This window comes from Robbsia sp. KACC 23696, assembly GCF_039852015.1.
Classification (GTDB): Bacteria; Pseudomonadota; Gammaproteobacteria; order Burkholderiales; family Burkholderiaceae; genus Robbsia.
The window spans coordinates 3,470,567-3,493,303 of sequence record NZ_CP156626.1; the positions used below are offsets into that span (position 1 = coordinate 3,470,567).

Genomic DNA, 22,737 nt, shown 5'->3' on the forward strand with positions numbered 1-22,737 from the left:
CCACTCTTCGCCTTGCGGCGTATTTAGTCCCAGTGTGCGCCATCCGGGAGCAACGCGCGTCGCTCGGGCGGCAGCGCCGCCAGCGCTCGCCTACCGCGCTCGCCCAGAAAATACTCTTCGATGAAAGGGTGCGCGACGCCGGCCACCTCCTCCACCGGCGCGGCGGCGATGATATGCCGATCCGCCAGCACCGCCACGCGCGTCGACAACGACACCATCGTGTCGAGGTCATGCGTCACCATCACCACCGTCAGACCGAGCGCCCGATGCAGACTGGCGATCAAGTCGACGAAACCATCCGATGCGGTGGGATCGAGTCCCGCGGTCGGCTCGTCCAGATACAACAGCTCCGGTTCGAGCGCCAGCGCCCGCGCGATCCCGACGCGCTTGATCATGCCGCCGGACAATTCGGACGGCAGCTTGTTGGCGTGTCGGAACGACAGTCCGACCATTTCCAACTTCAACATGACGACGTCGCGCAGCAGGTCGTCCGGAATGCGCCCAAATTCACGGATCGGCTGCGCGACGTTGTCGAACACGCTGAGCGACGAGAACAGGGCTCCGCGTTGAAATAGCATGCCCGATCGATTGCGCATCATCCGGCTGCCCGATGCCGGTCGAGCCGGATCCTCGCCGAATACCCGGACCGCGCCGCTAGTGGGACGTTCGAGGCCGAGCATCTGCCGGACCAAGGTGGTCTTGCCTGAGCCGGAGCCCCCTACCAAGGACACGATCTCACCACGATTGACCGTCATGTCGACCATGTCGTGCACCACCGTCTCATCAAAGCGCGTACAGAGGTCGCGGATCTCGATCACGGGCTCGCCGACCGGCGGACGCGGGGCCGTTCGCGCCGATTTCTCGAAAGCACTGCGCGTCATAGACCGATTCTCATAACCCGATCCCCTGGAAAGCGATCGCAAACACGGCATCGGCAAAGATCACGACCGTGATGGCGCTGACCACCGACGAAGTCGTGCCGGCACCGAGACTCTGTGAATTGGCCTTGATCCGGAAGCCGAAGTGGCAGGCCGTCAACGCAATCAGCGTGCCGAAGACGACGCCCTTGCCCAATCCGATCCAGAAATTGACGATCGGCACCGCATGCCGCAAGTTCTGCAGGAACAGCGCAAAGTCGATACCGAGGCCAAAGCGCGCCGCCACCATGCCGCCCATCAACGCGATGGCATCGGTCCACATGATCAGCAAGGGCATGGCGATGGCCAACGCCAACACGCGAGGCAGCACCAGACGGATGCCGTGCGATATGCCCATCACCCGCATCGCATCCAGCTCTTCGGTCAGACGCATCACGCCTAGTTGCGCGGTGATCGCCGAGCCGGACCGCCCCGCGACCAGAATCGCCGCCAGCACGGGACCGAGTTCGCGAATGATCGACAGGCCCAGGATATTGACGATAAAGGCGTTCGCGCCGAATGCCGAGAGCTGCTGCGCAGACAGATAACCGAGCACGATGCCGATCAGAAACGCGACCAACGCGGTAATGCCCAGCGCCTGCGCGCCCATCACGAAAATTTGCGCCGACAAGGCACGCCACGGCATCCGCGACGGATGCGCGATCACCGTGCCGAGGTCTTGCACGAAGCCGCCAAACAGCGTGATGCCGCTGCGCAGATGGGCGCTGAAACCGAAAATCGCGAGTCCGAAACGCGTGATCGGATCGATCCGCGGTGCTTCCTCGGGCGGCTCGTGCGGTTGCGCGTCGAGCAGGGCGATGCGATCGAAGATGCCGCGTTGCGTATCCGTCAGCGCGACGGCATCCGGTAGTTTTCGACCCCAGGTACGCCAAAGCAATTGCCCGCCGGCGTGGTCCAGGCGATCGATCGCGGTCAGATCCCAGGCGGCCAAGGGCCGCTCGCGCGCACGGCGCAGCAATGCGCCCGCGTGATCACGGTCCGAAGCGAGCGCGAGCGCCGTCCATTGCCCGGAAAGGCGTGCGGTACGGCCCGACACGCCGCGCAAACGCGGCTCGGCAGCCAATGCATCGGCGTCGAGAGGCCCCGCCCGTCCCGGCTGCGCCGAAGGGTCCTCGTCGACCGTCAGCGAAGGGGGCGCATCCAGATTCAAAGGCACGGCATCTCCACACTGCATCTCCATACATCCACGGCATCGGCTTCCATTGTATCGAGTGCGGGCGCACTACGACGGCCCACCGTCGCAATGCGCTAGCCATTTTCCATTACCGCCCGTGATTCAGGTAAGGGGGCAGCCAGGACATCGACGCGCACAACGCTACAATGCGCGAATGAATACGACCCGCCCCTATGGTGCCCTGGACAGCCGCGACGTCGCGGCCCGGCTTCCCGACAACTGGCAGCTGGACTATGTCGACCGCACCGGTTCGACCAATGCCGACCTGCTGACGCGCTGGGCCGGCGCGCCGCCGGATGGCCAGCCGATCAAGGCGTCGTTGCGTGCGCTGCAGGGCCCGCTCGACTGGGCGACGGCCAGCGCGACCTTTCCCCCGGTAGTGCGCGTGGCGGACGAGCAAACGGCCGGACGGGGACGTCAAGGTCGGCCATGGCGCACCGTTCCGGGCGAAGGACTGCTGTTTTCGATTGCCGTCGTGTTGCCCTGCTCCCTGGACGCGCTGTCCGGATTGAGTCTGGCCGTCGGATTGGGGATCGTCGAAGGCTTGCGGACACTGCCGGGCATCACGCCGGAGAAGGCCGAACGTATTGGTCTGAAATGGCCGAACGATATCCTCCTGGACGACGCCAAGCTCGGCGGCGTCTTGATCGAGACGAGTGGCCACGGCCCGCACGCCTGCGCCGTCGTGATCGGCATCGGCCTGAATCTGCGCGGCACGCCAGTGGCACCGTCGGCCGTGGCGAAGAACCGCGGCGCGAGCGTGGCCGGCAACACCGTTACGGCAGCGCCGCCCGGCTTGCCGCCGGCCTGCCTCGCGATGCTGTTGCCGGAACCGGACCCCGCTCGGCACGAGGACGACAGTGCGGCTCGACACGATGTTTGGCGGGGTGCCGTCCTCTGCGCCATCACCGCGGCGCTGTCCCGCACGCTGTCGGCATTTTCGGCCGCCGGATTCGAACCGATGCGGGACGCGTGGTGGCGGGTGCATCGCTTCGCTGGACGAGCAGTCCGTATCCTGGATGGGGGCGTGGAAAAACTCAGCGGCATGGCGGCGGGCGTCGATCCGCGCGGCCAACTGCTGATCGCCCCGTCGTCAGGGACGCCCGATGACGACAGTGCGCACGGCAAGCCACTGGCGCCCGATGCGCGATCCCAATTCGATTCGTCGGACGACACGTCGGCAGCACGCGCGACATGGATTCCGGTGCAAGCCGGCGATGTCTCACTGCGCCTCGCCGACAACACCCATGTGCGCCATCGCTTGCTGATCGATTCGGGCAATAGCCGGCTCAAATGGACGCTGACCGATGCCGCAGGCAAATGGCTGGCACAGGGCACGGCAGACAAGGCCGATGCCGAGGACGCAACAGGGGCGGCAGATGCCGCGAAGGCGGGAAGCAGTGGCGTCTCAGCCCGCAACGCGCATGACGCCGGCGACTTGACAAGCAACGCCGCTGCGTCGATCAGTCCACCGCTCCGGGATCTGCGCGCGGCGTGGCGTATCTTGACGCCGCCCGATGAAATCTGGATATCGAATGTTGCCGGCGAGAGCATCGCGGCCCTGATCGCCGCGGAATGCGACGCTTTATGGCCCGCGGCCCCGCGACATGTGATTCGCGCGCAGCGGACACAGTGCGGCTTGGTCAACGGTTACCTGGAAGCAGAGCGCTTGGGAAGTGATCGATGGGCCGGCATGATCGCCGCGCGCGCGGCCTATCCCGGGGAAGCGTTGCTGATCGCCACATTCGGCACTGCGACGACGATCGATACGATCACCGCCGCAGGAGAATTCGTCGGCGGCTGGATTGCACCCGGTTGGCGTGTGATGCTGCAATCGCTCGGTCAAAACACCGCGCAATTGCCGATGCTCAACGATGCGCAAGCGCATGCCGGCAAGGACACGGCGTTCGGACGCACGACGCGCGAAGCCATTATCGAAGGGTGTCGTCAGGCGCAGGCGGGAATGATCCTCTCGGCATGGCGCAATTGGTGCGATGCCACAAAAGACGAAGAGGCGCCGCGTCGTTGCATCGTCGCAGGCGGTGCCGCCAATGAGATCGTGCCGGCGCTGCCGGTCGCGGTCACGCGACATGACGACCTGGTTCTGCACGGCCTGTCACGCATCGCCCAAAGCCCGGAAGCGGGCTAAGGACGACGCCCCGGCGTCACGGTGTAGCGTCGAGACGCCGGGGCACCGCTCAGGAAGCGGCGCGCACCTTGCGAAGCAAAGCGGTGGTCGAGCGCTGATGCTCGAAAGGGATCGCCAATGCACGGCCGCCCCAGCCACGTACCAATGCCGATTCGGGCAGCGCGTCCATGTCGTAGTCGCCGCCCTTCACCAACACGTCGGGACGCAAGGCGCGGATCAGTTCGACCGGCGTCGATTCGCTGAAACCGATGACGGCGTCGACATCGACCAACGCAGCCAGCAGGGCCATGCGGTCCGCCTCGGCGTTGATCGGACGATCGTCTCCTTTCCCGAGCGTCCGCACCGACGCGTCGCTGTTCACGCCGACGATCAGGAAGGCGCCCAGTGCCCGAGCACGCGCCAGATACGTGACATGTCCCCGATGCAGGATATCGAACACGCCATTCGTGAACACGACCGGCTCTGGCAGGTCCGCACGCCGCGCGAGCAGCGTTTCAAGCGTCACGATCTTGCGCTCGAAGCCAGGCGCATGGGACGGCGAGCCGGTGGGCGACGTCGCCGCACCGGACAGGGACGACTCGCTCATGGTAGCCGGCCCCTTGCTCAAGCGCCTGCTGGCGCGGGAGCCGCTTCGCCGCCGGTGGCGGCTTGCATGCGCTGAACCACTTCCTTGCGGTAGCGGTTCAGTTCCTGGACCGACGCAAACGGGCGCTCGAACAGAATCGACAGATTGTGCAGGATCCGCTCGACGACCTTGGTTTCCCAGACGGCATCGAACTTGATCTGCTCATCCAGCCAATGCTCGAGCCAATCCGGGTCCGGCAGGCGCGACTGCACCGTATCGCGCGGGAACAGATCCTGATTCACGTGCAGATTGGTCGGATGCAGCGGCTTTTCCGTGCGACGCGCGGACGCCATCAAGACGCCGATCTTTGCGAACGCGGCACGCGCGACGTCACCGGTTTGGGCCAGCGCACGCTTCATGTAGCGCAGATACGCACCACCATGACGTGCTTCGTCACGCGAGATCGTTTCGTAGATCGCCTTGATGACGGGCTCGGTGTGCCATTCGGCAGCACGACGATACCAATGGTTCAGGCGAATTTCCCCGCAGAAATGCAGCATCAGCGTTTCGAGCGGCGGCGCCGGGTCGAACGGAAAGCGCACTTCGTGCAGTTCCTTCTCGCTGGGCACCATTTCAGGACGGAACCGGCGCAGGTACTCCATCAGAACCAGCGAATGCTTCTGTTCCTCGAAGAACCAGACGCTCATGAACGCCGAAAAGTCACTGTCGTGACGATTGTCGCGCAGGAACATTTCGGTGGCAGGCAACGCGGACCACTCGGTGATCGCGTTCATCTTGACCGTTTTCGCTTGTTCGTCCGACAGCATCGACGCGTCGAACTTATCCCAGGGGATATCCTTATCCATATCCCAGCGAACCGACTCAAGCGATCTGTAGAGTTCGGGGTAAAGCATACCGTTCATTTTTCCTCTAACCTCATCGGATAGGCCACGACGACGTTCGGCACCGGCGTACGCGGCGGACGGACGGGCTGCAAGCCCCACCCCAATGACCTCAAACGCGGCCAATCCACCAGACGGCCGGTCATCGCGCCCGCTTAAGGCGGCGCACGGAGCGTAGCTTACAACTGTCGGGCCGCATCATAACATGCGGACTTTTGCCCTCGACCAGGCAACCACCTGATTCTCATCTTCTCATGCGCAGGATCAAAAAACCGAATATCGTCAAATCGATAGGGACATGCTGTCGAGTCGGCGCGACGTTTTCCGCCACTACATTGCGCTTGTTTTCAGCGCCTTCCCACATCTTTCCTCGCCGCACGGTCCACATTGCCGTGGCGGCGATCGTTCTAACATGCAGTGGCGCGGGCCTCCTGTCGCCCAAACCGGCCTGGGCCTACGATCCGCTCGAATTCGTGCCGGACCAGGTGGCGGCCGCCCGCCTGTACGGCAGCGCGGTGATGCGACGGTACGGGCGTCCTGCGTATGGCATCAAACTTTTCGTCGATCTGGGCACGTTTTCGGCCGACGATTTGTCGCGCGAATCCTTCGCCCTGGACCTGGAATATAAAAGCGCCCTCAGCGGCGCCGAGATCGCCAGCGCCTTCACCGGTCAAATGGCCGACGAGGGGATCGCGACCGGTGCCCAGATCCGCGCCTGGCACAAGCAGCTTGCGCAGTTTCTGCCGTCCGTTCAGGCCAGCCAGCATCTGACGGCCGTCTTTCACCCCCGCGAAGGCACGCGATTCTTCCTCAACGGCAATCCGGTCGGACTGATCGCCGGCAACGATTTCTGCCGGGCATTCTTCGGCATCTGGCTCGACAGCACGACGACGATGCCCGATCTACGGGCGCGGCTCCTGAAAGGCGCGGGCTGACTGCCGGGTCGCACGCCCGGCGCCTCGCGATGTCACGCGTCGGTCGACGCGCGCGGCTTCCGCCCGACGCTTGCCCGCGCGCCGGTGGCACGGCCCCCGGAGGCCGTGCTCGACGACGCGCCCTTCGCGGTCTTCGACACCGTTGCCGGACGCGGCGCCGCCCGTTTTGAGACCGGCTTCGTCGGCTGCTTTGCCGTCGTGGACGTCCGGCCCGCGGCCGAGCGGGACGGTGCCGCCTCTCCTCGCTTCGCAGTCGACGCTGCGCCCGCCTCCGAAGCGCTCGCTGGCGTCCGCGTTGCCTGAGCCGGTGCCGTACCAGCCGGCGCCGTCGTCTTGCCATCGGACGGCGCGACCGACGCCGCCGCGGCGGCCATTTGCTGGAACTGATCGTTCAACATAGCCCACCAGCGCTGCGGATCGAGCGCCGGCACCGCCGCCATGCCCGCGCCCAGGCTCGCCGCCATTGCTTCGCCAGCGGCCTCGGCTGAAGCATCGCTCGTCGACGCCGCGCCGGAGGCACCAGGGCCCTCCCGCATCGATTTTGCCGCCGCCTCGCCGACTGCCGCGCTCGCCGCGCCGAAGGCACGCAAGGTGGCCAGGGTCGCGCGCTGCACTTCCAGCGCTTGCGTGGTGGATTGCAACATCTGCAAATTCAATTTCAGCCAATGCTCGACCGCGCGCAGGTCGGCGATGCGTTTATCGAGTTCGTCCACCTGCGTCAGCGGCGCGATCATCTCGGACATCATCGACAAGGACGGGGACAGCCCGGCAAACGGCGCGTTGAACACGGCGGCCAGTGGGTCCGAGGGGGTAGAGGCACCCGCTGCAGTCCCCGGCATGCCTGCAGCGCCCGGCGTCATCGCGGCAAGCGCGGCCATCGGCCCCCAAGCGTTTAGACCGCCGAAAGGAAAGGCGGCGGCGGCGCCTGGCGCGCTACCGGGTGCGCCAGGGAATCCGGGGAAGCCCGTCGGCAATCCGGGTATCGCCCCGGCGAGGGACTGCGGAAAGGCGCCGGGGAAGGCGCCGGATAAAGCGTCCGGGAAACCCGCCGGCATTGGCGGGAAAGGCGATGCCGCGCCCTGTGGCCAGAGACTGCCGGCATCGGCACCCGGCATCGCACCGCCTGGCGCGTCGGTGGCCGAGGGCATCCACATCGACCACAACTTCTGCCACGCTTCAGGTCCGCCTTGTTCAGACATCGCTTCTCTCCGCTAAACGGCGGTGCGGCCTCGCGTGGACCTGGAACGATCCGAGTCATTCGAGCGGCACACGGGACAGCCATCGCGACGGCGACGGCGCACCCTGGCGTGTGTCGGCAGGGTTTCGACCGACCTCGGCCCGCACCGCCTGCTTGTACATGAATCCATCTTACAGCGGCGCCGCGGCGCTGTGGCGGTGCCGCGGGTATTAACGGACAACGGCGCACATCGCACCGATGCGCGGCGCGAGCGTCTTCAGTCGGCGGTCGCTTCGCCGCGGGGCGAGAGGCTGGTCTCGATCGGACCGCAATACGTCGTGCCACGGTCATCGCGCAGGTCGATGGCGATGCGATCGCCCACCGACAGCAGCCGCGTATCCGGACCGGCATAGCCTGGCGCGCCCAATACGATCGTACCGGCGCTGATCCCCTGCGTCCGTGCCAGCAAGGCGTTCACCGTCGCGAAACCGCCGATGTCGGCGCGCAGGCGCGCTGTCTCGCTGCCCGGGACGTCGTCCTTCGCGGACGCGCCGCCGTCGCTCAGCCGCTGGCCGTTCAGTTTGACGTCGACGCGTCGGCGCAGCACGCCGTGATGCCAATCGTCGCCGAATACATCGGGCGTAACGGCTAGCGCCGCAAATGCGAGCGCCTCGTAGGCGGTGGCATCGAATGCCCCCGGAACCGGTCGCTCGTCGAACGCGTCCATGACCGCCGCGGCATCCGAGGCGGGCGCGCGGAACGAGGCGAAGAGCGTGAGCAAACGTACCGACGCGACGGCCTCCATCGGCACCGCGCCCGGCGCGACGTCGCTCAACAGCGCCGCCACCCCGCTGCGCAAGGTCAACTGCCGCGTGTCGTCGGCAACCAGAATGTCCTCTCGCGCACCGCCCAATACATCCGCACGGCGGATGGCAAACCACTCGCCGCCGACCGCCTCTTTCACCGGATGCGTGGCGTCGATACAGCGCCAAGCGCGCGGCAACGGCGCCATGCAGGCCTTGGCATCGAATTTGAACGACCGGCGCACGCGACCGCCGTTCAGCGACTCATACAGCGTCCGCAGCTGCGGCGCGTAAAAATGCCAGTCCTCCAGCACGCGCTGCAAGGTTGGCGCGATTGCATCGGCGATCGCCGCGGTTTGCAAATCCCGGGACACCACGATCAACTGACCGTCGCGGGTGCCATCCTTCAATGTGGCGAGCTTCATCTATGACCGGAAAAGTAAGGCAGGGCGGAGCGCCATTTTACGTGACTCGCCCGGTACCGCGCGCCGCATCGCACATAGGAACGCGCAATGCGCGACAATGCGGCCATGCGTGACGCCCCTTCTCCTTCGATCCCCCCTGCCGGCAAGGCCGCCTCGCGCGCCACGAGGCGCGACGACGAACGTGGTGCCTGGGCCGCGTTACATCGTGGCCTGCGCCGACGACGGCGGCGGGCGGCGATGGTCATCGCGGCGGCCGCCATCGCGCATCTTGCTGTCGCGGGGGCGGTGCTTTCCGGCTTCCTCGGCGCGTCCCACGGCCTCGAACCGGCCGCGAAGGCGCACGCAGTGGTCGCCCTGCTCCAGACGACGCGAATCGCGCGCGACGGCAAACATGCGGACGCGCGCCATTCCGCAGAGAACCCTGCGGAGGACACCGAGAAACCGCGCGAGAGAGAGGCGTTTCAGCCTTTGTTGATCGCTCCCCCCCCGCCGCAAAACGCTGCTGTTGCGCAGAGCGCCCAGGCACCCCACCCGTCGAGCGGCCCGGTACGCCCGAGCAAGCATGCCGGCCGCGCCCATGCGGTGAATGCCGATGCAGACGGTGCGCCCGCGCATGGCGCCGCGGCCGCCGCTCCCTCAGACTCCAGCGTTGCCCACAGTCCGCGATCGGCGGAGGACATCGAAGCCAGCGCTGCACGACTTGCCTTGGCTGCAGGCGTCACCGCCGCGTCCGCGAGCGCCCAGGCGGCGCCTGCGTCGCCCGGAAGCGCAACGTCGAGCGCACAGGAGGGCGCGCGTGGCGCAGCGGCGGCCTCGGCGGCGGCCACTGCGGCAACAGCAGGCACGGCCGCATCGCGCACCGCCAGTGCGCCGGGAGGCGCGCCGGCCCCGGCAGGCGTACCGCCCGGCAACACCACGCCCGGTGCCGCGCAGAAAGGCGTGCGATTCGCGCTGATGCCGTCCAGCGACCTGGTCTACGACACCTTCTACAACGGCGCGCAAAACCAGAGCGGCACCCTGCACTGGCGCACCGACGGCCAACACTACTCGCTGCTCGTCTCGATGCCGGTGCCTTTTATCGGCACCTTCAGCTATCACAGCGAGGGCCATATCGACGACTACGGCATCGCCCCGGACACGTATACCGAGACACGCGGCAGGCGCGGCGAGTCGGTCTCGCGATTCGTCCGCGACGGCGGCGCACCGCATGTGTCGTTCACTCGGAGTCCGAACGACGTGCCGCTGGCTGCCGGCACGCAGGATCGATTCAGTATGATCTTTCAGCTTGCAAGCCTGGTGCGCGCCGACCCGTCACGCTACACGCCCGGCGTGACCCGGGCGTTCGATGTCATCGACAGCAACAGCGCCGAGACCTGGCCGATTCAGACGATCGGCCCCGATCAGACGCTGCTCGGCAACCGGCAGGTCGCGACGCTGCACTTCATGCGCCTGCCCCGCAAACCCGGCGACAAGCGCCGTATCGACGTCTGGCTCGCGCCCTCGATGAACTGGATTCCGGTGCGAATCATGCAAACCGAACCCAACGGCACGCAGATCGAGCTGGTTTTTCACGCGCGCCTGTCGCCCGCTGGGTCGCCCGCCGCGGGCAACGACGCGGCGTCGGACGCAACGCATGACGCCGTCGACGACCGCGATGCCGCCACGGCCGCGGTTTCGGCGCACCAGGACGGCCCCTGAGGTCAGCCCCCGGGCACGCCCCTTGCAACAGCCTGCTTGATTTCCGTAGGCACTGCCCCATCTACGTTCCCTAGCCGGACGCCTCGACGGATCGGCCGATGCGCGAGCGCAACATATCGCACCCCGCATCGGTGATCGCGCACTTTACGATTCGTGAGAAATCAGCCAATCTGGAACCGGATGCCCAAGGACGCAAACGCTGGCCGTCCTTGATACGTTTGACGATGCAACGCTTGTCCATACCGAGCTTCTCCGCAGGAGCGGTGCCATCGTCCCGGCGCCATCGACGCTCTCCCGCCTGTTTTACGGCATGGCCTGCCTGCCCGCCCGACCGCCTGGCATCCGCGACATCGGCTGTTCGTCTGGAGCAGGACTCACTGGAGTGTCGCCATGCAAATGATCTACAACAGCCCGAACTATTGCGTCGTCGAATTTGCGGCCGAAGGCGAAGCACGCCTGACCGCTGGCGGCTATGAGATCGTCGACAAAAATCTACAGCGTGAGTGGTATATCGACGGCATTCTCGCCATGCAGTTCCGCGAGCATGTCCAAAAGCTGATCGAGCAGGAGCCATCTCTGGAAGAAGTCGACGAGTTCCTGGGCCGTTTCGACAGCTTGATGCTGCACCCCGTCATCCTGCACTAGGGCCACCGTCCTGCAACCCGGGCCGCAGCGGGCCCGGGCCCCATCGCCGTAGGCTGTCTACGGCGCATCCACTTCCCCCCGCCTCGCCTGCACATCGATGCGCCGCGCATTCGCGGGCCATATGACGTTTAGGCGTTGCAGGACGCGTCAGCCGAACCGGCAGGTCGCCGATCGGCTAGAATCGTGTCTTTGGTAAATGTGCCGGTCCCGGTCGCCTCTTCCCGCCCACGCGGGCCAGCGCGCGCGATCGCGCCGTGCCACGAACCGCATCCAGCTGCCACTATGTCCTCGTCCACTACGGTTTCCTCCCCCGTCGCGTCGGCCCCCTCCGCTGCCATTGCGCCCGTTCGCGCCTATACGCGGGGCGCGCAACTGCCCGCGTTACTGGCGCAGCGCATCCTAATTCTCGACGGTGCGATGGGAACGATGATCCAGCGCTATAAGCTGGACGAGGCCGCTTATCGGGGCACGCGTTTCGCCGATATCACGCAGGACGTCAAAGGCAACAACGAATTGTTGTCGCTGACGCAGCCGCAGGTGATCCGCGAAATCCACGACCAGTACCTGGCTGCCGGCGCCGACATTATCGAGACGAACACGTTCGGCGCGACGCGCGTCGCGCAGGACGACTACAAGATGGACGCGCTGGCGTATGAAATGAATCTGGCCTCGGCCAAGCTGGCGCGGGAAGCGTGCGACGCGGCGTCGACGCCGGACAAGCCGCGCTTTGTCGCCGGCGCCATCGGACCGACGCCGAAGACCGCCAGCATATCGCCGGATGTCAACGATCCGGGCGCGCGCAATGTCTCTTTCGAGGAGCTGCGGCAGTCGTATTACGAGCAGGCGAAGGCGTTGATGGAGGGCGGCTCCGATCTATTCCTGGTGGAGACCATCTTCGATACGCTAAATGCGAAGGCCGCGTTGTTCGCGCTGGACCAACTCTTCGAGGATAGCGGCGAGCGCCTGCCGATCATGATCTCGGGAACGGTGACCGACGCGTCCGGGCGCATCCTCTCCGGCCAAACGGTCGAAGCATTCTGGAATTCGCTGCGACATGCCCGTCCTTTCACGTTCGGGCTGAATTGCGCATTGGGCGCGACCTTGATGCGCCCGTATATCGCCGAACTGGCGAAGCTGTGCGATTGCGGCGTGTCCTGCTACCCGAACGCCGGCCTGCCGAATCCGATGAGCGACACGGGCTTCGACGAGACGCCGGATGTCACGTCGCGCCTCGTGAAGGAGTTCGCGACATCGGGTCTGGTGAATATCGCCGGCGGCTGCTGCGGCACGACGCCGGACCATATCGCCGCGATCGCCCAGGCCTTGAGCCAGGTGGGGCCGCGACGCTGGCCCTCGCAATACCAGCATCGCGACGAGGACGTCGCCGCCTGAGGTTGGGTTCGTCTGAGCTCCTGAAACGCATTCCCTGTCGCGTCGGCATCCCTGCCGCGCGCTGAACCTGATAAACGACCGACCGCACCCGTATGTCCGACACCCCGATCGCTCGCCCGATGCGCCTGTCCGGCCTCGAACCCTTCAACATCGGCGCCGGCGCGCTGTTCGTCAACGTCGGCGAACGCACCAATGTGACCGGCTCGCGCGCTTTCGCGCGGATGATCCTGAACGAGCAATACGACGAGGCGCTCGCGGTCGCGCGGCATCAGGTCGAGAACGGCGCCCAGGTCATCGACATCAATATGGACGAGGCGATGCTGGATTCGAAGGCGGCGATGGTCCGCTTTCTGAATCTGATCGCATCGGAACCCGACATCGCGCGGGTGCCGATCATGATCGACTCGTCGAAGTGGGAAGTCATCGAGGCGGGCCTGAAGTGCGTGCAGGGCAAGCCGATCGTCAACTCGATCTCCTTGAAGGAGGGCAAGGAAGCCTTCCTGCATCACGCCCGTCTGGTGCGCCGCTATGGCGCCGCCGCGGTCGTGATGGCCTTCGACGAGAAGGGCCAGGCCGACACCTTTGCGCGCAAGACCGAGATCTGCGCACGCAGTTATCAGGTGCTGGTCGAGGATGCCGGTTTCGATCCGGAAGACATCATCTTCGATCCGAACATTTTCGCGGTGGCCACGGGCATCGAGGAGCACAACAACTACGCGGTCGACTTCATCGAAGCCACGCGTTGGATCAAGCAGAATCTGCCCTACGCCAAGGTCAGCGGCGGCGTCTCGAACGTGTCGTTCTCGTTCCGCGGCAATGACGCGGTGCGTGAAGCGATCCACACGGTGTTCCTGTACCACGCGATTGCCGCGGGCATGGACATGGGCATCGTCAACGCCGGCCAGTTGGGCGTCTACGCGAATCTGGACCCGGAGTTGCGCGAGCGCGTCGAAGACGTCGTGTTGAACCGACGCGAAGACGGCACCGAGCGCCTGCTCGAAATCGCCGACCGCTTCAAGGGCGGCGGTGCCGCGAAGAAGGAAGAGAACCTGGAATGGCGCCGGCAACCGGTGGCCGAGCGGTTGGCGTACGCGCTGGTACAGGGCAACACGACCTTCATCGTCGAAGATACCGAGGAAGCGCGTCAGCAGATCGCCGACGCCGGCGGCCGTCCGATCCAGGTGATCGAAGGGCCGCTGATGGACGGCATGAATGTGGTTGGCGACCTGTTCGGCGCCGGCAAGATGTTCCTGCCGCAGGTGGTGAAGTCCGCGCGCGTGATGAAACAGGCCGTCGCGCATCTGATCCCCTTCATCGAGGAAGAAAAAGCCCGGATGGCCGCCAGCGGCGCCGACGTTCGCGCAAAGGGCAAGATCGTCATTGCGACGGTCAAGGGCGATGTACACGACATCGGCAAGAACATCGTCTCCGTCGTGCTCCAGTGCAATAACTTCGAAGTGGTCAATATGGGCGTGATGGTGTCCTGCGCCGATATCCTGAAAAAGGCCAAGGAAGAGAACGCCGATATCATCGGCCTGTCCGGCCTGATCACGCCGAGCCTGGAAGAAATGGCCTATGTGGCCGCCGAGATGCAGCGTGACGACTATTTCCGCGACCGGCAGACGCCGCTGTTGATCGGCGGCGCGACGACCTCACGCGTCCACACTGCCGTGAAGATCGCGCCTTTCTACGACGGTCCGGTGGTGTATGTACCCGATGCGTCGCGTTCGGTATCGGTCGCGTCGAGCCTGCTGTCCGACGAAGGCGCCAAGGCTTATATCGAAAACCTTCGAACCGACTACGAGCGCGTGCGCCAGCAACACGCGAACCGCAAGGCGACGCCGATGGTGACGCTGGAGCAGGCGCGCGAGAACCGGCTCAAGCTCGATTGGTCGCAGTACACGCCGACGACGCCGAGCTTCATCGGCCGTCGCGTCATCAATAACTACGACCTGTCGAAGCTCGCCGAATACATCGATTGGGGTCCCTTCTTCCAGACCTGGGATCTGGCCGGCCCCTATCCCGCGATCCTCGACGACGCCGTGGTCGGCGACGCCGCGCGCAAGGTGATGGCGGACGGCAAGGCGATGCTGGCGAAGATCATCCAGAACCGCTGGCTGACGGCCAACGGCATCGTGATGCTGCTGCCGGCGAACGTCGTACACGACGACGACATCGAAATCTATACCGACGAGACGCGCACCGAAGTGGCGCTGACCTGGCGCGGTCTGCGCCAGCAAAGCGAGCGGCCTGTCGTCGACGGCGTACGTCGCCCCAATCGCTGCCTGGCAGACTTCATCGCGCCGAAGGACAGCGGCAAGGCCGACTATATCGGCCTGTTCGCGGTGACGGCGGGATTGGGCGTTGAGGCGCGCGAGAAAGCATTCGAGGCGGCGCACGACGACTACAGCAGCATCATGTTGAAAGCCCTCGCCGACCGCTTCGCTGAAGCGTTCGCGGAGCATCTGCACGAGCGCGTACGGAAGGAGTTGTGGGGCTATGCCGCGCAGGAAACGCTGTCGAACGACGACCTGATCCGTGAGAAGTATCAAGGGATCCGTCCGGCACCCGGCTATCCGGCCTGCCCGGACCACCTGGTGAAACGCGCGATGTTCGACGTCATGCATTGCGAGGACATCGGCATGAGCCTAACGGAATCGCTGGCCATGCTGCCGGCGGCAAGCGTGTCCGGTTTCTATCTGGCCCATCCGGAGAGCACGTATTTCTCGGTGGGCAAGATCGGCGAAGATCAAGTGGCCGACTTTGCCGCGCGCATGGGCCTGTCCGATATCGACGCGCGACGCGCGTTGGCGCCGCTGCTGCCTTAAGCCGCGCCGGATCGCGCGACGCTTGCGGTGACTGCGATAAAAAAAAGCGGCCCGCAGGCCGCTTTTTTTTCAGACACTTCAGACACCCCAGAGGATATCGGCTTTTTGCTTCTGCGCGTGGCGCATCATGTCCAGCAGCGGAAACGCGCGCTGCGCGAGGTGGACCGCGTCGTGATGCAGCGGATCGCCGCTCGCCGTGGCGTAGTGCGATTCATGCGCAGCATGCTTGGCCTTGTCGACGGCAATCGCCGATTCCAGGCGCGTGATGGCGTTTTCCATTTCGTCATGGTGGATGACGCCGCGTACGCCCAAAGGCTTACCGAGCAGACCGACCAGATACTGCGCCAGCGTTTCGGTCATCAGCAATTCCGGCGCTGCAGGGGATTTGAAAGCTATCAACATGGTTCATCTCCATCATTCTTTCTTTTCTCGACTACCGCTTTCCTGTCCTTGGTCCATGCCTTTTCAGACCATGGTTGATCCCGCCCCCGGCATCCTTGAACAGGAAGCGCCTGGAACCCATCATAGCACCTGCTAAAATCTCGCATCCAAGCGCTGTCTTTGCCGTAACCGTTACGTAAACGTTGCGCCCGCGAGGTCGGGAACCGCCCGCCCGCCGTTATATTCCGTAACGCGAATGCCGTAAAACGCTCCGCGCTGCCCGGCTTCACAGGACTCGAACAATGTTGCCCGAACACTCACTTCTGCTTCAAAACATGCTGTCGCAAGCGACGACGAGCGTCGGCACCGACGCCGCCCATGCCGCTGCCGCAGCGGCCGCCGACGGTACGGAAGGCGCTGCTGTCGCCTTCCAGGCCCCGGCCATCGTGCTCGAACGACCGAAATCGGCGGCACATGGCGATGTCGCCTGCAATGTGGCGATGCAGATCGCCAAGCCCTTGCGCAGCAATCCCCGGCAACTGGCCGAACGGATCGTCGCCGCGGTCATGGCGGACCCGCGCGCGGCCGAGCTGCTGAGCAGCGCCGACGTCGCCGGCCCGGGCTTCATTAATTTCCGTCTGGCCGACAGCGCACGTCAGGCCGTGGTGACCGCCGTCCTGCAGGCGCCGGACACGTTCGGCAACAGCGGCGCGCACGCCGGCGAGCACGTGCTGCTCGAATTCGTTTCGGCGAATCCGACCGGGCCGCTGCACGTGGGCCATGGTCGTCAGGCCGCACTGGGCGATGCGCTGGCGAATCTGATGCAAACGCAGGGCTGGGATGTCTGGCGCGAGTTCTACTACAACGACGCCGGCGTGCAGATTCAAACGTTGGCGCTGTCGGTGCAGGCACGCGCCCGCGGCTTCAAGCCGGGCGATGCCGAGTGGCCGGAGTCGGCGTACAACGGCGACTATATCGGCGATATCGCGCGCGACTATCTGGCCGGCGCCACCGTGGCGGCCAAGGACGGCGAGCCGGTCAAGGGTGTTGGCGAGATCGACAACCTGGACGCGATTCGTCGTTTTGCCGTGGCCTATCTGCGCCATGAGCAGGACATCGATCTGCAGGCGTTCGGCGTCTCGTTCAACCACTACTACCTCGAATCGTCGCTGTACGCGGACGGCCGTGTCGACCGCACGGTGAAGCGCCTGATCGACAGCGGCAAGACGTTCGAGGAAGGCGACGCGCTGTGGCTGCGCACGACCGACTACGGCGACGACAAAGACCGCGTGATGCGCAAGACCGACGGCACGTACACTTACTTCCTGCCCGACGTCGCCTATCACGAAGCAAAGTGGGAGCGCGGATTCACGAAGGTCATCAATATCCAGGGCTCGGATCACCACGGCACGATCGCACGCGTCCGGGCCGGCCTGCAGGCGCTGTCGATCGGCATCCCGCAAGGCTATCCGGACTATGTGCTGCACAAGATGGTCACCGTGATGCGCAACGGCCAGGAAGTGAAGATCTCGAAACGCGCGGGCAGCTATGTGACCGTGCGCGACCTGATCGAATGGTCGGGCGGCGTCAGCATCGACGCCGACAAGAGCGGCGCCGGCATCACGACGGACGCGGACGTGATCCGTCGCGGCCGCGATGCGGTCCGCTTCTTCTTGATCTCGCGCAAGGCGGACACCGAATTCGTATTCGACGTGGACCTCGCGCTGAAGCAGAATGACGAGAACCCGGTGTATTACGTGCAGTACGCGCACGCCCGGATCAGCTCGATCCTGACGACATGGACCGAGTCCGGCGGCGATCTGGCGGCCTTGAGCGCATTGTCGCCGGCCGATCTGGCGCCGTTGAACAGCGACCGCGCGAAGGATCTGCTGCAACGCCTGGCCGAATATCCGGATATGCTGAGCCGAGCCGCGGCAGACCTGGCGCCGCACGCGCTGGCTTTCTACCTGCGCGACCTCGCCGGCGATTTCCATTCGTTCTACAACACGGATCGCGTGCTGGTGGACGATGTGACGGTGAAACACGCGCGTCTGGCGCTGCTCGCGGCAACGCGCACGGTTCTGGCCAAGGGCCTCGCGGTGCTCGGCGTATCGGCACCGCAGAAGATGTAATCGAACGGGGTGAGTCGCTGTCCCGACGCCACGCGCGTTTTGGTACAGCGGCCCGCCAGCTCAACACTGTAGGGATATCAGATGGCAAGCAAGCAACGTCGGTCGTCCTCGAAAACGACCAAGCAGCACGGCGGCACTCTCCTGGGCGTCATACTGGGTCTGATCGTGGGTCTGGCGATCGCCGTGGTGGTCGCGCTCTACATCACGCGCTCGCCCACGCCGTTCGTGGCAAAGAACCAGCCGGCGCAAGGCGCCAGCGCGACGGCCCCGACACCGTCGGCAGCCGAACCGACACCGCCCAATACGGCACCGGGCCAACCGGCCAACCCGTCGACGGGCCTGCTGGACGAGCCGAAGATCGTCGAAATGCCGAACTCGCCGTCGGCGCCCGCCTCCGCGCCGGCCGGCCCGGCGCCCACGCAGCAGTCGCCGACCGTCTGGGGTAGCGAGCCGCCGAAGCCCGCGACACCCGCCACGCCAGCGACACCGGCCACCCCATCGCAGCCCGCCACGCCACAGCAATCGGCCACGCCCGCGCAGCCGGGATCCGGTTATATGCTCCAGGTAGGCGCCTATCGCACCGCCGATGCCGCGCAGCAGCAACGCGCCAATCTGGCGATGCTCGGACAGGAAGCATCGGTATCAAAGGGCGTCAGTGGATCGACGACCTACTACCGTGTGCGTGTGGGTCCGTTCTCGACGCTGGATCAGGCGAACAAGGTCCGCCACGCGCTGACGAATCAGGGTTTCGACACGACGGTCTTCCGTTTCAGCGCGCAGTAATCACGCCGGCCGCCGATATCGGCGGCCTTGGCGGCGTGTGCTGCCGTGGAGCGATTGTCCCGGGTCCGCCCTTGCGCGCAGCGTACAAGGCGGTTTCAGGCACGTTTAAGCGTCGCTGGCTATACTCGCCGACATCGCATTGACGGCCCGTCCGGGACGGACGTCGCCTTTCCTTCATGAACTTGGAACTGGACTCAGATGAAAAGACTTCTTGGCGCGTTGTTTCTGTCGGTCGGGCTGATCGCCACTGCCGCGCATGCAGCGGACACCCCGGTGCTGAACAAGGACTACTCGGTACTGTCCAAGCCGCAGCCCGTGGATGTGCCTGCCGGCAAGATCGAAGTCACTGAATTCTTCTGGTACGGCTGCCCGCATTGCTTCGCATTCGAACCGGAAATCGAGAAGTGGGCGAAGGCGAAGGGCGACGACGTTGTCTTCAAGCGTATCCCGGTGGCCTTCAGCGATCAGTTCAAGCCGCACTCGTTGATGTACCACACCCTGGTCGCGATGGGCGTCGAGCCGGATCTGACGCCGAAGATCTTCAACGAGATCCACGTGAAGAAGGACTATCTGCTGACGCCGGAAACGCAGGCGAAGTTCCTGGCGACGCAGGGCGTGGACCCGAAGAAGTATCTGGCCACGTACAACTCGTTCTCGGTCCAGTCGGCGCTGAAGCGTGACACGGACATGATGAACAACTACCAGATCGATGGCGTGCCGACCGTCGTGATCCAAGGCAAGTACGTGACGTCGCCGGCCCAGACCCAAAGCCTCAACGGCACGATCAAGGTGATGGATTGGATCGACGCGCAGATCCGTGCAAAGAAGCTGTAATCATCCGGTCTGACCTGCTCGGAAAAGGGTAAGCTTGCGCGGATCGTTTCACTGGATCCGCTAGCCCATGAAAGTCTTCCTCACCGGCGCTTCGAGCGGGTTGGGATGGGCGCTGGCCGAGGAATTCGCTCGCCGCGCCCACGCTGCACCCATCGCTCCCGCCGTATCGCGCGACCCTTCCGCGCATGCATCCGTGTCGGCCTCACCGACCGCTGCCGCCGCTTCGTCTGCTTCATCTCCCTCGTTTGCCACGCCATCGTCTCCCCCCCTCCGGGCTGACGCGACAACGGTGCTTGCCCTCGTCGCGCGTCGTGCCGACCTCCTCGACGCGTTCGCACAGGCGCATCCGCACGTCCAGGTCGTGCCCTATGTGCTCGACGTGACGGACACCGAGGCACTACGGAATGCCGCCGACGACTTCATCGCCCGCTTCGGCCTGCCGGACCTCGTCATCGCCAACGCCGGCATCAGCCAGGGATCGATTACCGGGATGGGAGACCTGGATGCGTTCGCCCGCGTGATGGCCGTCAACTATCTCGGCATGGTGGCGACGTTCGAGCCGTTCGTCAGCAAGATGCGGCTGGCGCGCAAGGGCACACTCGTCGGCATTGCCAGCGTCGCCGGCGTGCGCGGTTTACCGGGCGCCGGCGCCTACAGTGCGTCGAAGGCGGCGGCCCTACGCTATCTGGAAAGTCTGCGCGTCGAGTGCCGACGGGCCGGCGTGGCGGTGGTGACGATCGCGCCCGGCTATATCCGGACGCCGATGACCGACGGCAATCCCTATCCGATGCCGTTTCTGATGGCGCCGGACGCCTTTGCTCGCGGCGCCGTCGACGCGATGCTTGCAAAGCGCCGCTTCACCGTTCTGCCCTGGCCGATGCGCTTGGTGGCGATGATCCTGCACGTCATGCCGCGCTGGCTTTATGACGCGCTGTTCGCCCGCGCCCCGCACAAACCCCGTCAGCCACGGCCGCCCGCACCACCCGGCGCGGCGTCGTCGACCTGTTCGACTGGCTCGACGGACGCATCGCCCGCCGCCACACCGCCGTCCAATCCACCGCCAGGACATTAGACCGAAGGAGATAATCTTTCACGGTATGGATAAAATCGTAAGACAATAAGCTCCGAGAATCCCGTATTGCCAGCGCAAGTATCGTTTTGACGATCGCGCCGAGGCACGATGCAGGGGCGTCACGCCGCATCGAAAACGGGTCCGGTTGAATACTGTTACGTTTATCTACCCGCCTGGAGTCTGTATGCGTTTTTTCTCGTATGCCGCGCCCGCCGCATTGCTGGCCGCTGCGTTGATCCTGCCTGCGGCGGCATCGGCGAAACCGCTGACCGTCTGTACGGAAGCCAGTCCCGACGGCTTCGATGTCGTCCAGTTCAATGCATTGACCACCACGAACGCATCGGCGGACGTGGTTTTCGACGGGCTGGTCAAATACGATGAAACGCAGCACAAGGTGGTGCCGGCGCTCGCCACCAGTTGGAACGTGAGCGCGGATGGACTGACCTATACCTTCCATCTGCGGTCGAACGTCGCCTTCCAGACCACCGATTGGTTCAAACCGACGCGCGCATTCGATGCCGACGACGTCGTCTTCTCCTTTACCCGGATGCTCGACGACAGCAATCCTTGGCACAAGGTCGCCGGCGCCAGCGGTTTCCCGCATGCGCACTCGATGGGCCTGGATAAGCTGGTCAAGTCCGTCGACAAGGTCGACGACCATACGGTGCGCTTTACCTTGAACCAACCGGACGCCGTATTCCTGTCGGTGCTGACGATGGGCTTCGCCTCGATCTATTCCGCCGAATATGCGGACCAGTTGCTGAAGGCCAATCAGACGGCGCAGATGAACGAGAAGCCGGTGGGTACCGGCCCGTTCCAGTTGCGCAACTACACGAAGGACGCGGTGATCCGTTACGACGTGAACAAGTCGTACTGGGGCACGAAGCCGAAGATCGACCGCCTGATCTATTCGATCACGCCGGACGCCGCGGTGCGCGCGCAGAAGGTCAAGGCGGGCGAATGTCAGATCGCGCTGTCGCCGAAGCCGCAGGATGTGCAGGACGCCGCCAAGGACCACGCGCTGAAAGTGGTGCAGACGCCGGCCTTCATGACCGCTTTCGTTGCATTGAACACGCAGCATAAGCCGCTGGACAATCCGAAGGTGCGGCAAGCGTTGAACATGGCCTTCGATCGCCCGACCTATCTGAAGACCGTTTTCGACGATACGGCCACGCCGGCTGTCGGTCCCTATCCGCCGAACACGTGGAGCTATGACAAGCAGCTGAAGGCCTATCCGCATGACATCGCGAAGGCCAAGCAGTTGCTCGCCGAAGCGGGTTATCCGAACGGCTTTTCGACGACGATCTGGACGCGCCCCACCGGCAGCGTGCTGAACCCGAACCCGAAGGTAGGCGCGGAACTGCTGCAGGCCGATCTGGCAAAGATCGGCGTGAAGGCCGAGGTCAAGGTGGTGGAATGGGGTGAGCTGATCCGTGACGCCAAGCAAGGTCAGCACGATCTGCTGTTCATGGGCTGGGCTGGCGATAACGGCGATCCGGATAACTTCCTGACGCCGCAGTTCGGTTGCGCCTCGGTGCAGTCGGGCATCAACTTCGCCCGCTACTGCGATGCCGGGTTGGAGAAGGATATCGCCGACGCGAAGAAGACCGATAACCTCGCCGCTCGCACCAAGCTGTATGTCGACGCACAGAAAAAGATCCACGACGAAGCACTGTGGATCCCGCTCGGCCATCCGGTGGCATCGGCCATCACCCGCAGCGATGTCAGCGGCTATCAGGTCAGCCCCTTCGGTCGCGTGCACTTCGATACGGTCAGCGTGAACTGATCCGTCGCAGCGATGCGCGCGAAACGCCGCATCGCTGCCCGAGACCAGCGCCGGGGTTTGCCTCCGGTGCTGATTGGTTGGTGATTTTCCCTGGTTGGTGATTTTCCCTTCAGGCGCC

At 64.8% G+C, this 22,737-nt stretch carries 18 protein-coding genes; 11 read left to right on the forward strand and 7 right to left on the reverse strand.

Annotation, left to right across the window (positions count from 1 at the left end; genetic code table 11):
• Positions 1–23: 23 nt before the first annotated feature.
• Both ABEG21_RS14675 and ABEG21_RS14680 read right to left on the reverse strand, forming a co-directional pair.
• Positions 24–881, reverse strand: coding sequence for an ATP-binding cassette domain-containing protein (locus ABEG21_RS14675; RefSeq protein WP_347555232.1), 858 nt, complete (start codon positions 879–881; stop codon positions 24–26).
• 10 nt (positions 882–891) lie between these two features.
• Positions 892–2,094 (reverse strand): ABC transporter permease, encoded by a 1,203-nt coding sequence (locus ABEG21_RS14680; RefSeq protein ID WP_347555233.1) that lies wholly within the window; start codon positions 2,092–2,094, stop codon positions 892–894.
• A 172-nt stretch (positions 2,095–2,266) separates the two neighbouring features.
• On the opposite strand from ABEG21_RS14680, the gene ABEG21_RS14685 reads away from it, so the two are divergent.
• Positions 2,267–4,261 (forward strand): biotin--[acetyl-CoA-carboxylase] ligase, encoded by a 1,995-nt coding sequence (locus ABEG21_RS14685; RefSeq protein WP_347555234.1) that lies wholly within the window; start codon positions 2,267–2,269, stop codon positions 4,259–4,261.
• A 49-nt stretch (positions 4,262–4,310) separates the two neighbouring features.
• Here the strand turns inward: ABEG21_RS14685 and rfaE2 are convergent, their stop codons facing one another.
• Entirely contained in the window at positions 4,311–4,847 is a 537-nt protein-coding gene (rfaE2, locus tag ABEG21_RS14690) for a D-glycero-beta-D-manno-heptose 1-phosphate adenylyltransferase (protein ID WP_347555236.1), read from the reverse strand.
• Positions 4,848–4,864: 17 nt separating this feature from the next.
• Complete coding sequence (locus tag ABEG21_RS14695) at positions 4,865–5,749, reverse strand: ferritin-like domain-containing protein (protein WP_347555237.1); 885 nt, start codon at positions 5,747–5,749, stop codon at positions 4,865–4,867.
• A 371-nt stretch (positions 5,750–6,120) separates the two neighbouring features.
• Between ABEG21_RS14695 and ABEG21_RS14700 the strand changes: the two genes are divergently transcribed.
• A complete protein-coding gene (locus ABEG21_RS14700; protein ID WP_347555238.1) occupies positions 6,121–6,663 on the forward strand; it encodes a chalcone isomerase family protein in 543 nt (180 codons plus the stop codon).
• A gap of 32 nt (positions 6,664–6,695) precedes the next feature.
• Here ABEG21_RS14700 and ABEG21_RS14705 read toward each other — a convergent pair whose 3' ends face one another.
• Positions 6,696–7,862 (reverse strand): PhaM family polyhydroxyalkanoate granule multifunctional regulatory protein, encoded by a 1,167-nt coding sequence (locus ABEG21_RS14705; protein WP_347555239.1) that lies wholly within the window; start codon positions 7,860–7,862, stop codon positions 6,696–6,698.
• Between the two features lie 255 nt (positions 7,863–8,117).
• Complete coding sequence (locus tag ABEG21_RS14710) at positions 8,118–9,068, reverse strand: fumarylacetoacetate hydrolase (RefSeq protein ID WP_347555240.1); 951 nt, start codon at positions 9,066–9,068, stop codon at positions 8,118–8,120.
• Positions 9,069–9,155: 87 nt separating this feature from the next.
• On the opposite strand from ABEG21_RS14710, the gene ABEG21_RS14715 reads away from it, so the two are divergent.
• From ABEG21_RS14715 to metH, 4 genes are all read left to right on the forward strand, one after another.
• Positions 9,156–10,766 carry a DUF3108 domain-containing protein gene (locus ABEG21_RS14715; protein ID WP_347555241.1) on the forward strand — a complete coding sequence of 537 codons (1,611 nt, stop codon included), beginning with the start codon at positions 9,156–9,158 and terminating at the stop codon, positions 10,764–10,766.
• A gap of 390 nt (positions 10,767–11,156) precedes the next feature.
• A complete protein-coding gene (locus tag ABEG21_RS14720; protein ID WP_347555242.1) occupies positions 11,157–11,411 on the forward strand; it encodes a DUF3567 domain-containing protein in 255 nt (84 codons plus the stop codon).
• A gap of 282 nt (positions 11,412–11,693) precedes the next feature.
• The gene (locus ABEG21_RS14725; protein WP_347555243.1) at positions 11,694–12,803 is read left to right on the forward strand and encodes a homocysteine S-methyltransferase family protein; all 1,110 of its coding nucleotides are present in this window, start codon (positions 11,694–11,696) and stop codon (positions 12,801–12,803) included.
• A gap of 92 nt (positions 12,804–12,895) precedes the next feature.
• Complete coding sequence (gene metH / locus ABEG21_RS14730; protein ID WP_347555244.1) at positions 12,896–15,631, forward strand: methionine synthase; 2,736 nt, start codon at positions 12,896–12,898, stop codon at positions 15,629–15,631.
• A 78-nt stretch (positions 15,632–15,709) separates the two neighbouring features.
• Here metH and ABEG21_RS14735 read toward each other — a convergent pair whose 3' ends face one another.
• Positions 15,710–16,033: a DUF1840 domain-containing protein gene (locus tag ABEG21_RS14735; RefSeq protein WP_347555245.1), complete on the reverse strand. Its 324-nt coding sequence runs from the start codon at positions 16,031–16,033 to the stop codon at positions 15,710–15,712.
• 281 nt (positions 16,034–16,314) lie between these two features.
• Between ABEG21_RS14735 and argS the strand changes: the two genes are divergently transcribed.
• The 5 genes from argS to ABEG21_RS14760 all read left to right on the forward strand — a co-directional run bounded on the left by argS (position 16,315) and on the right by ABEG21_RS14760 (position 22,619).
• Entirely contained in the window at positions 16,315–18,144 is a 1,830-nt protein-coding gene (gene argS, locus ABEG21_RS14740; protein ID WP_347555246.1) for an arginine--tRNA ligase, read from the forward strand.
• 81 nt (positions 18,145–18,225) lie between these two features.
• A complete protein-coding gene (locus tag ABEG21_RS14745) occupies positions 18,226–18,927 on the forward strand; it encodes an SPOR domain-containing protein (RefSeq protein WP_347555247.1) in 702 nt (233 codons plus the stop codon).
• Positions 18,928–19,125: 198 nt separating this feature from the next.
• Entirely contained in the window at positions 19,126–19,761 is a 636-nt protein-coding gene (locus ABEG21_RS14750; RefSeq protein ID WP_347555248.1) for a thiol:disulfide interchange protein DsbA/DsbL, read from the forward strand.
• Between the two features lie 67 nt (positions 19,762–19,828).
• Positions 19,829–20,833 (forward strand): SDR family oxidoreductase, encoded by a 1,005-nt coding sequence (locus ABEG21_RS14755; protein ID WP_347555249.1) that lies wholly within the window; start codon positions 19,829–19,831, stop codon positions 20,831–20,833.
• A gap of 184 nt (positions 20,834–21,017) precedes the next feature.
• Entirely contained in the window at positions 21,018–22,619 is a 1,602-nt protein-coding gene (locus ABEG21_RS14760) for an ABC transporter substrate-binding protein (protein WP_347555250.1), read from the forward strand.
• Positions 22,620–22,737 lie beyond the last annotated feature (118 nt).

Excerpts from the sequence above, each read along its gene's own strand:
- ABEG21_RS14720 (WP_347555242.1), top strand. The coding sequence starts at position 11,157 with ATGCAAATGATCTACAACAGCCCGAACTATTGCGTCGTCGAATTTGCG.
- ABEG21_RS14750 (WP_347555248.1), top strand. The coding sequence starts at position 19,126 with ATGAAAAGACTTCTTGGCGCGTTGTTTCTGTCGGTCGGGCTGATCGCC.
- ABEG21_RS14745 (WP_347555247.1), top strand. The coding sequence starts at position 18,226 with ATGGCAAGCAAGCAACGTCGGTCGTCCTCGAAAACGACCAAGCAGCAC.
- ABEG21_RS14695 (WP_347555237.1), bottom strand. The coding sequence starts at position 5,749 with ATGAACGGTATGCTTTACCCCGAACTCTACAGATCGCTTGAGTCGGTT.
- ABEG21_RS14725 (WP_347555243.1), top strand. The coding sequence starts at position 11,694 with ATGTCCTCGTCCACTACGGTTTCCTCCCCCGTCGCGTCGGCCCCCTCC.
- ABEG21_RS14715 (WP_347555241.1), top strand. The coding sequence starts at position 9,156 with ATGCGCGACAATGCGGCCATGCGTGACGCCCCTTCTCCTTCGATCCCC.
- ABEG21_RS14755 (WP_347555249.1), top strand. The coding sequence starts at position 19,829 with ATGAAAGTCTTCCTCACCGGCGCTTCGAGCGGGTTGGGATGGGCGCTG.
- ABEG21_RS14705 (WP_347555239.1), bottom strand. The coding sequence starts at position 7,862 with ATGTCTGAACAAGGCGGACCTGAAGCGTGGCAGAAGTTGTGGTCGATG.
- metH (WP_347555244.1), top strand. The coding sequence starts at position 12,896 with ATGTCCGACACCCCGATCGCTCGCCCGATGCGCCTGTCCGGCCTCGAA.
- ABEG21_RS14675 (WP_347555232.1), bottom strand. The coding sequence starts at position 881 with ATGACGCGCAGTGCTTTCGAGAAATCGGCGCGAACGGCCCCGCGTCCG.
- argS (WP_347555246.1), top strand. The coding sequence starts at position 16,315 with ATGTTGCCCGAACACTCACTTCTGCTTCAAAACATGCTGTCGCAAGCG.
- ABEG21_RS14710 (WP_347555240.1), bottom strand. The coding sequence starts at position 9,068 with ATGAAGCTCGCCACATTGAAGGATGGCACCCGCGACGGTCAGTTGATC.
- ABEG21_RS14760 (WP_347555250.1), top strand. The coding sequence starts at position 21,018 with ATGCGTTTTTTCTCGTATGCCGCGCCCGCCGCATTGCTGGCCGCTGCG.
- ABEG21_RS14685 (WP_347555234.1), top strand. The coding sequence starts at position 2,267 with ATGAATACGACCCGCCCCTATGGTGCCCTGGACAGCCGCGACGTCGCG.
- ABEG21_RS14735 (WP_347555245.1), bottom strand. The coding sequence starts at position 16,033 with ATGTTGATAGCTTTCAAATCCCCTGCAGCGCCGGAATTGCTGATGACC.
- rfaE2 (WP_347555236.1), bottom strand. The coding sequence starts at position 4,847 with ATGAGCGAGTCGTCCCTGTCCGGTGCGGCGACGTCGCCCACCGGCTCG.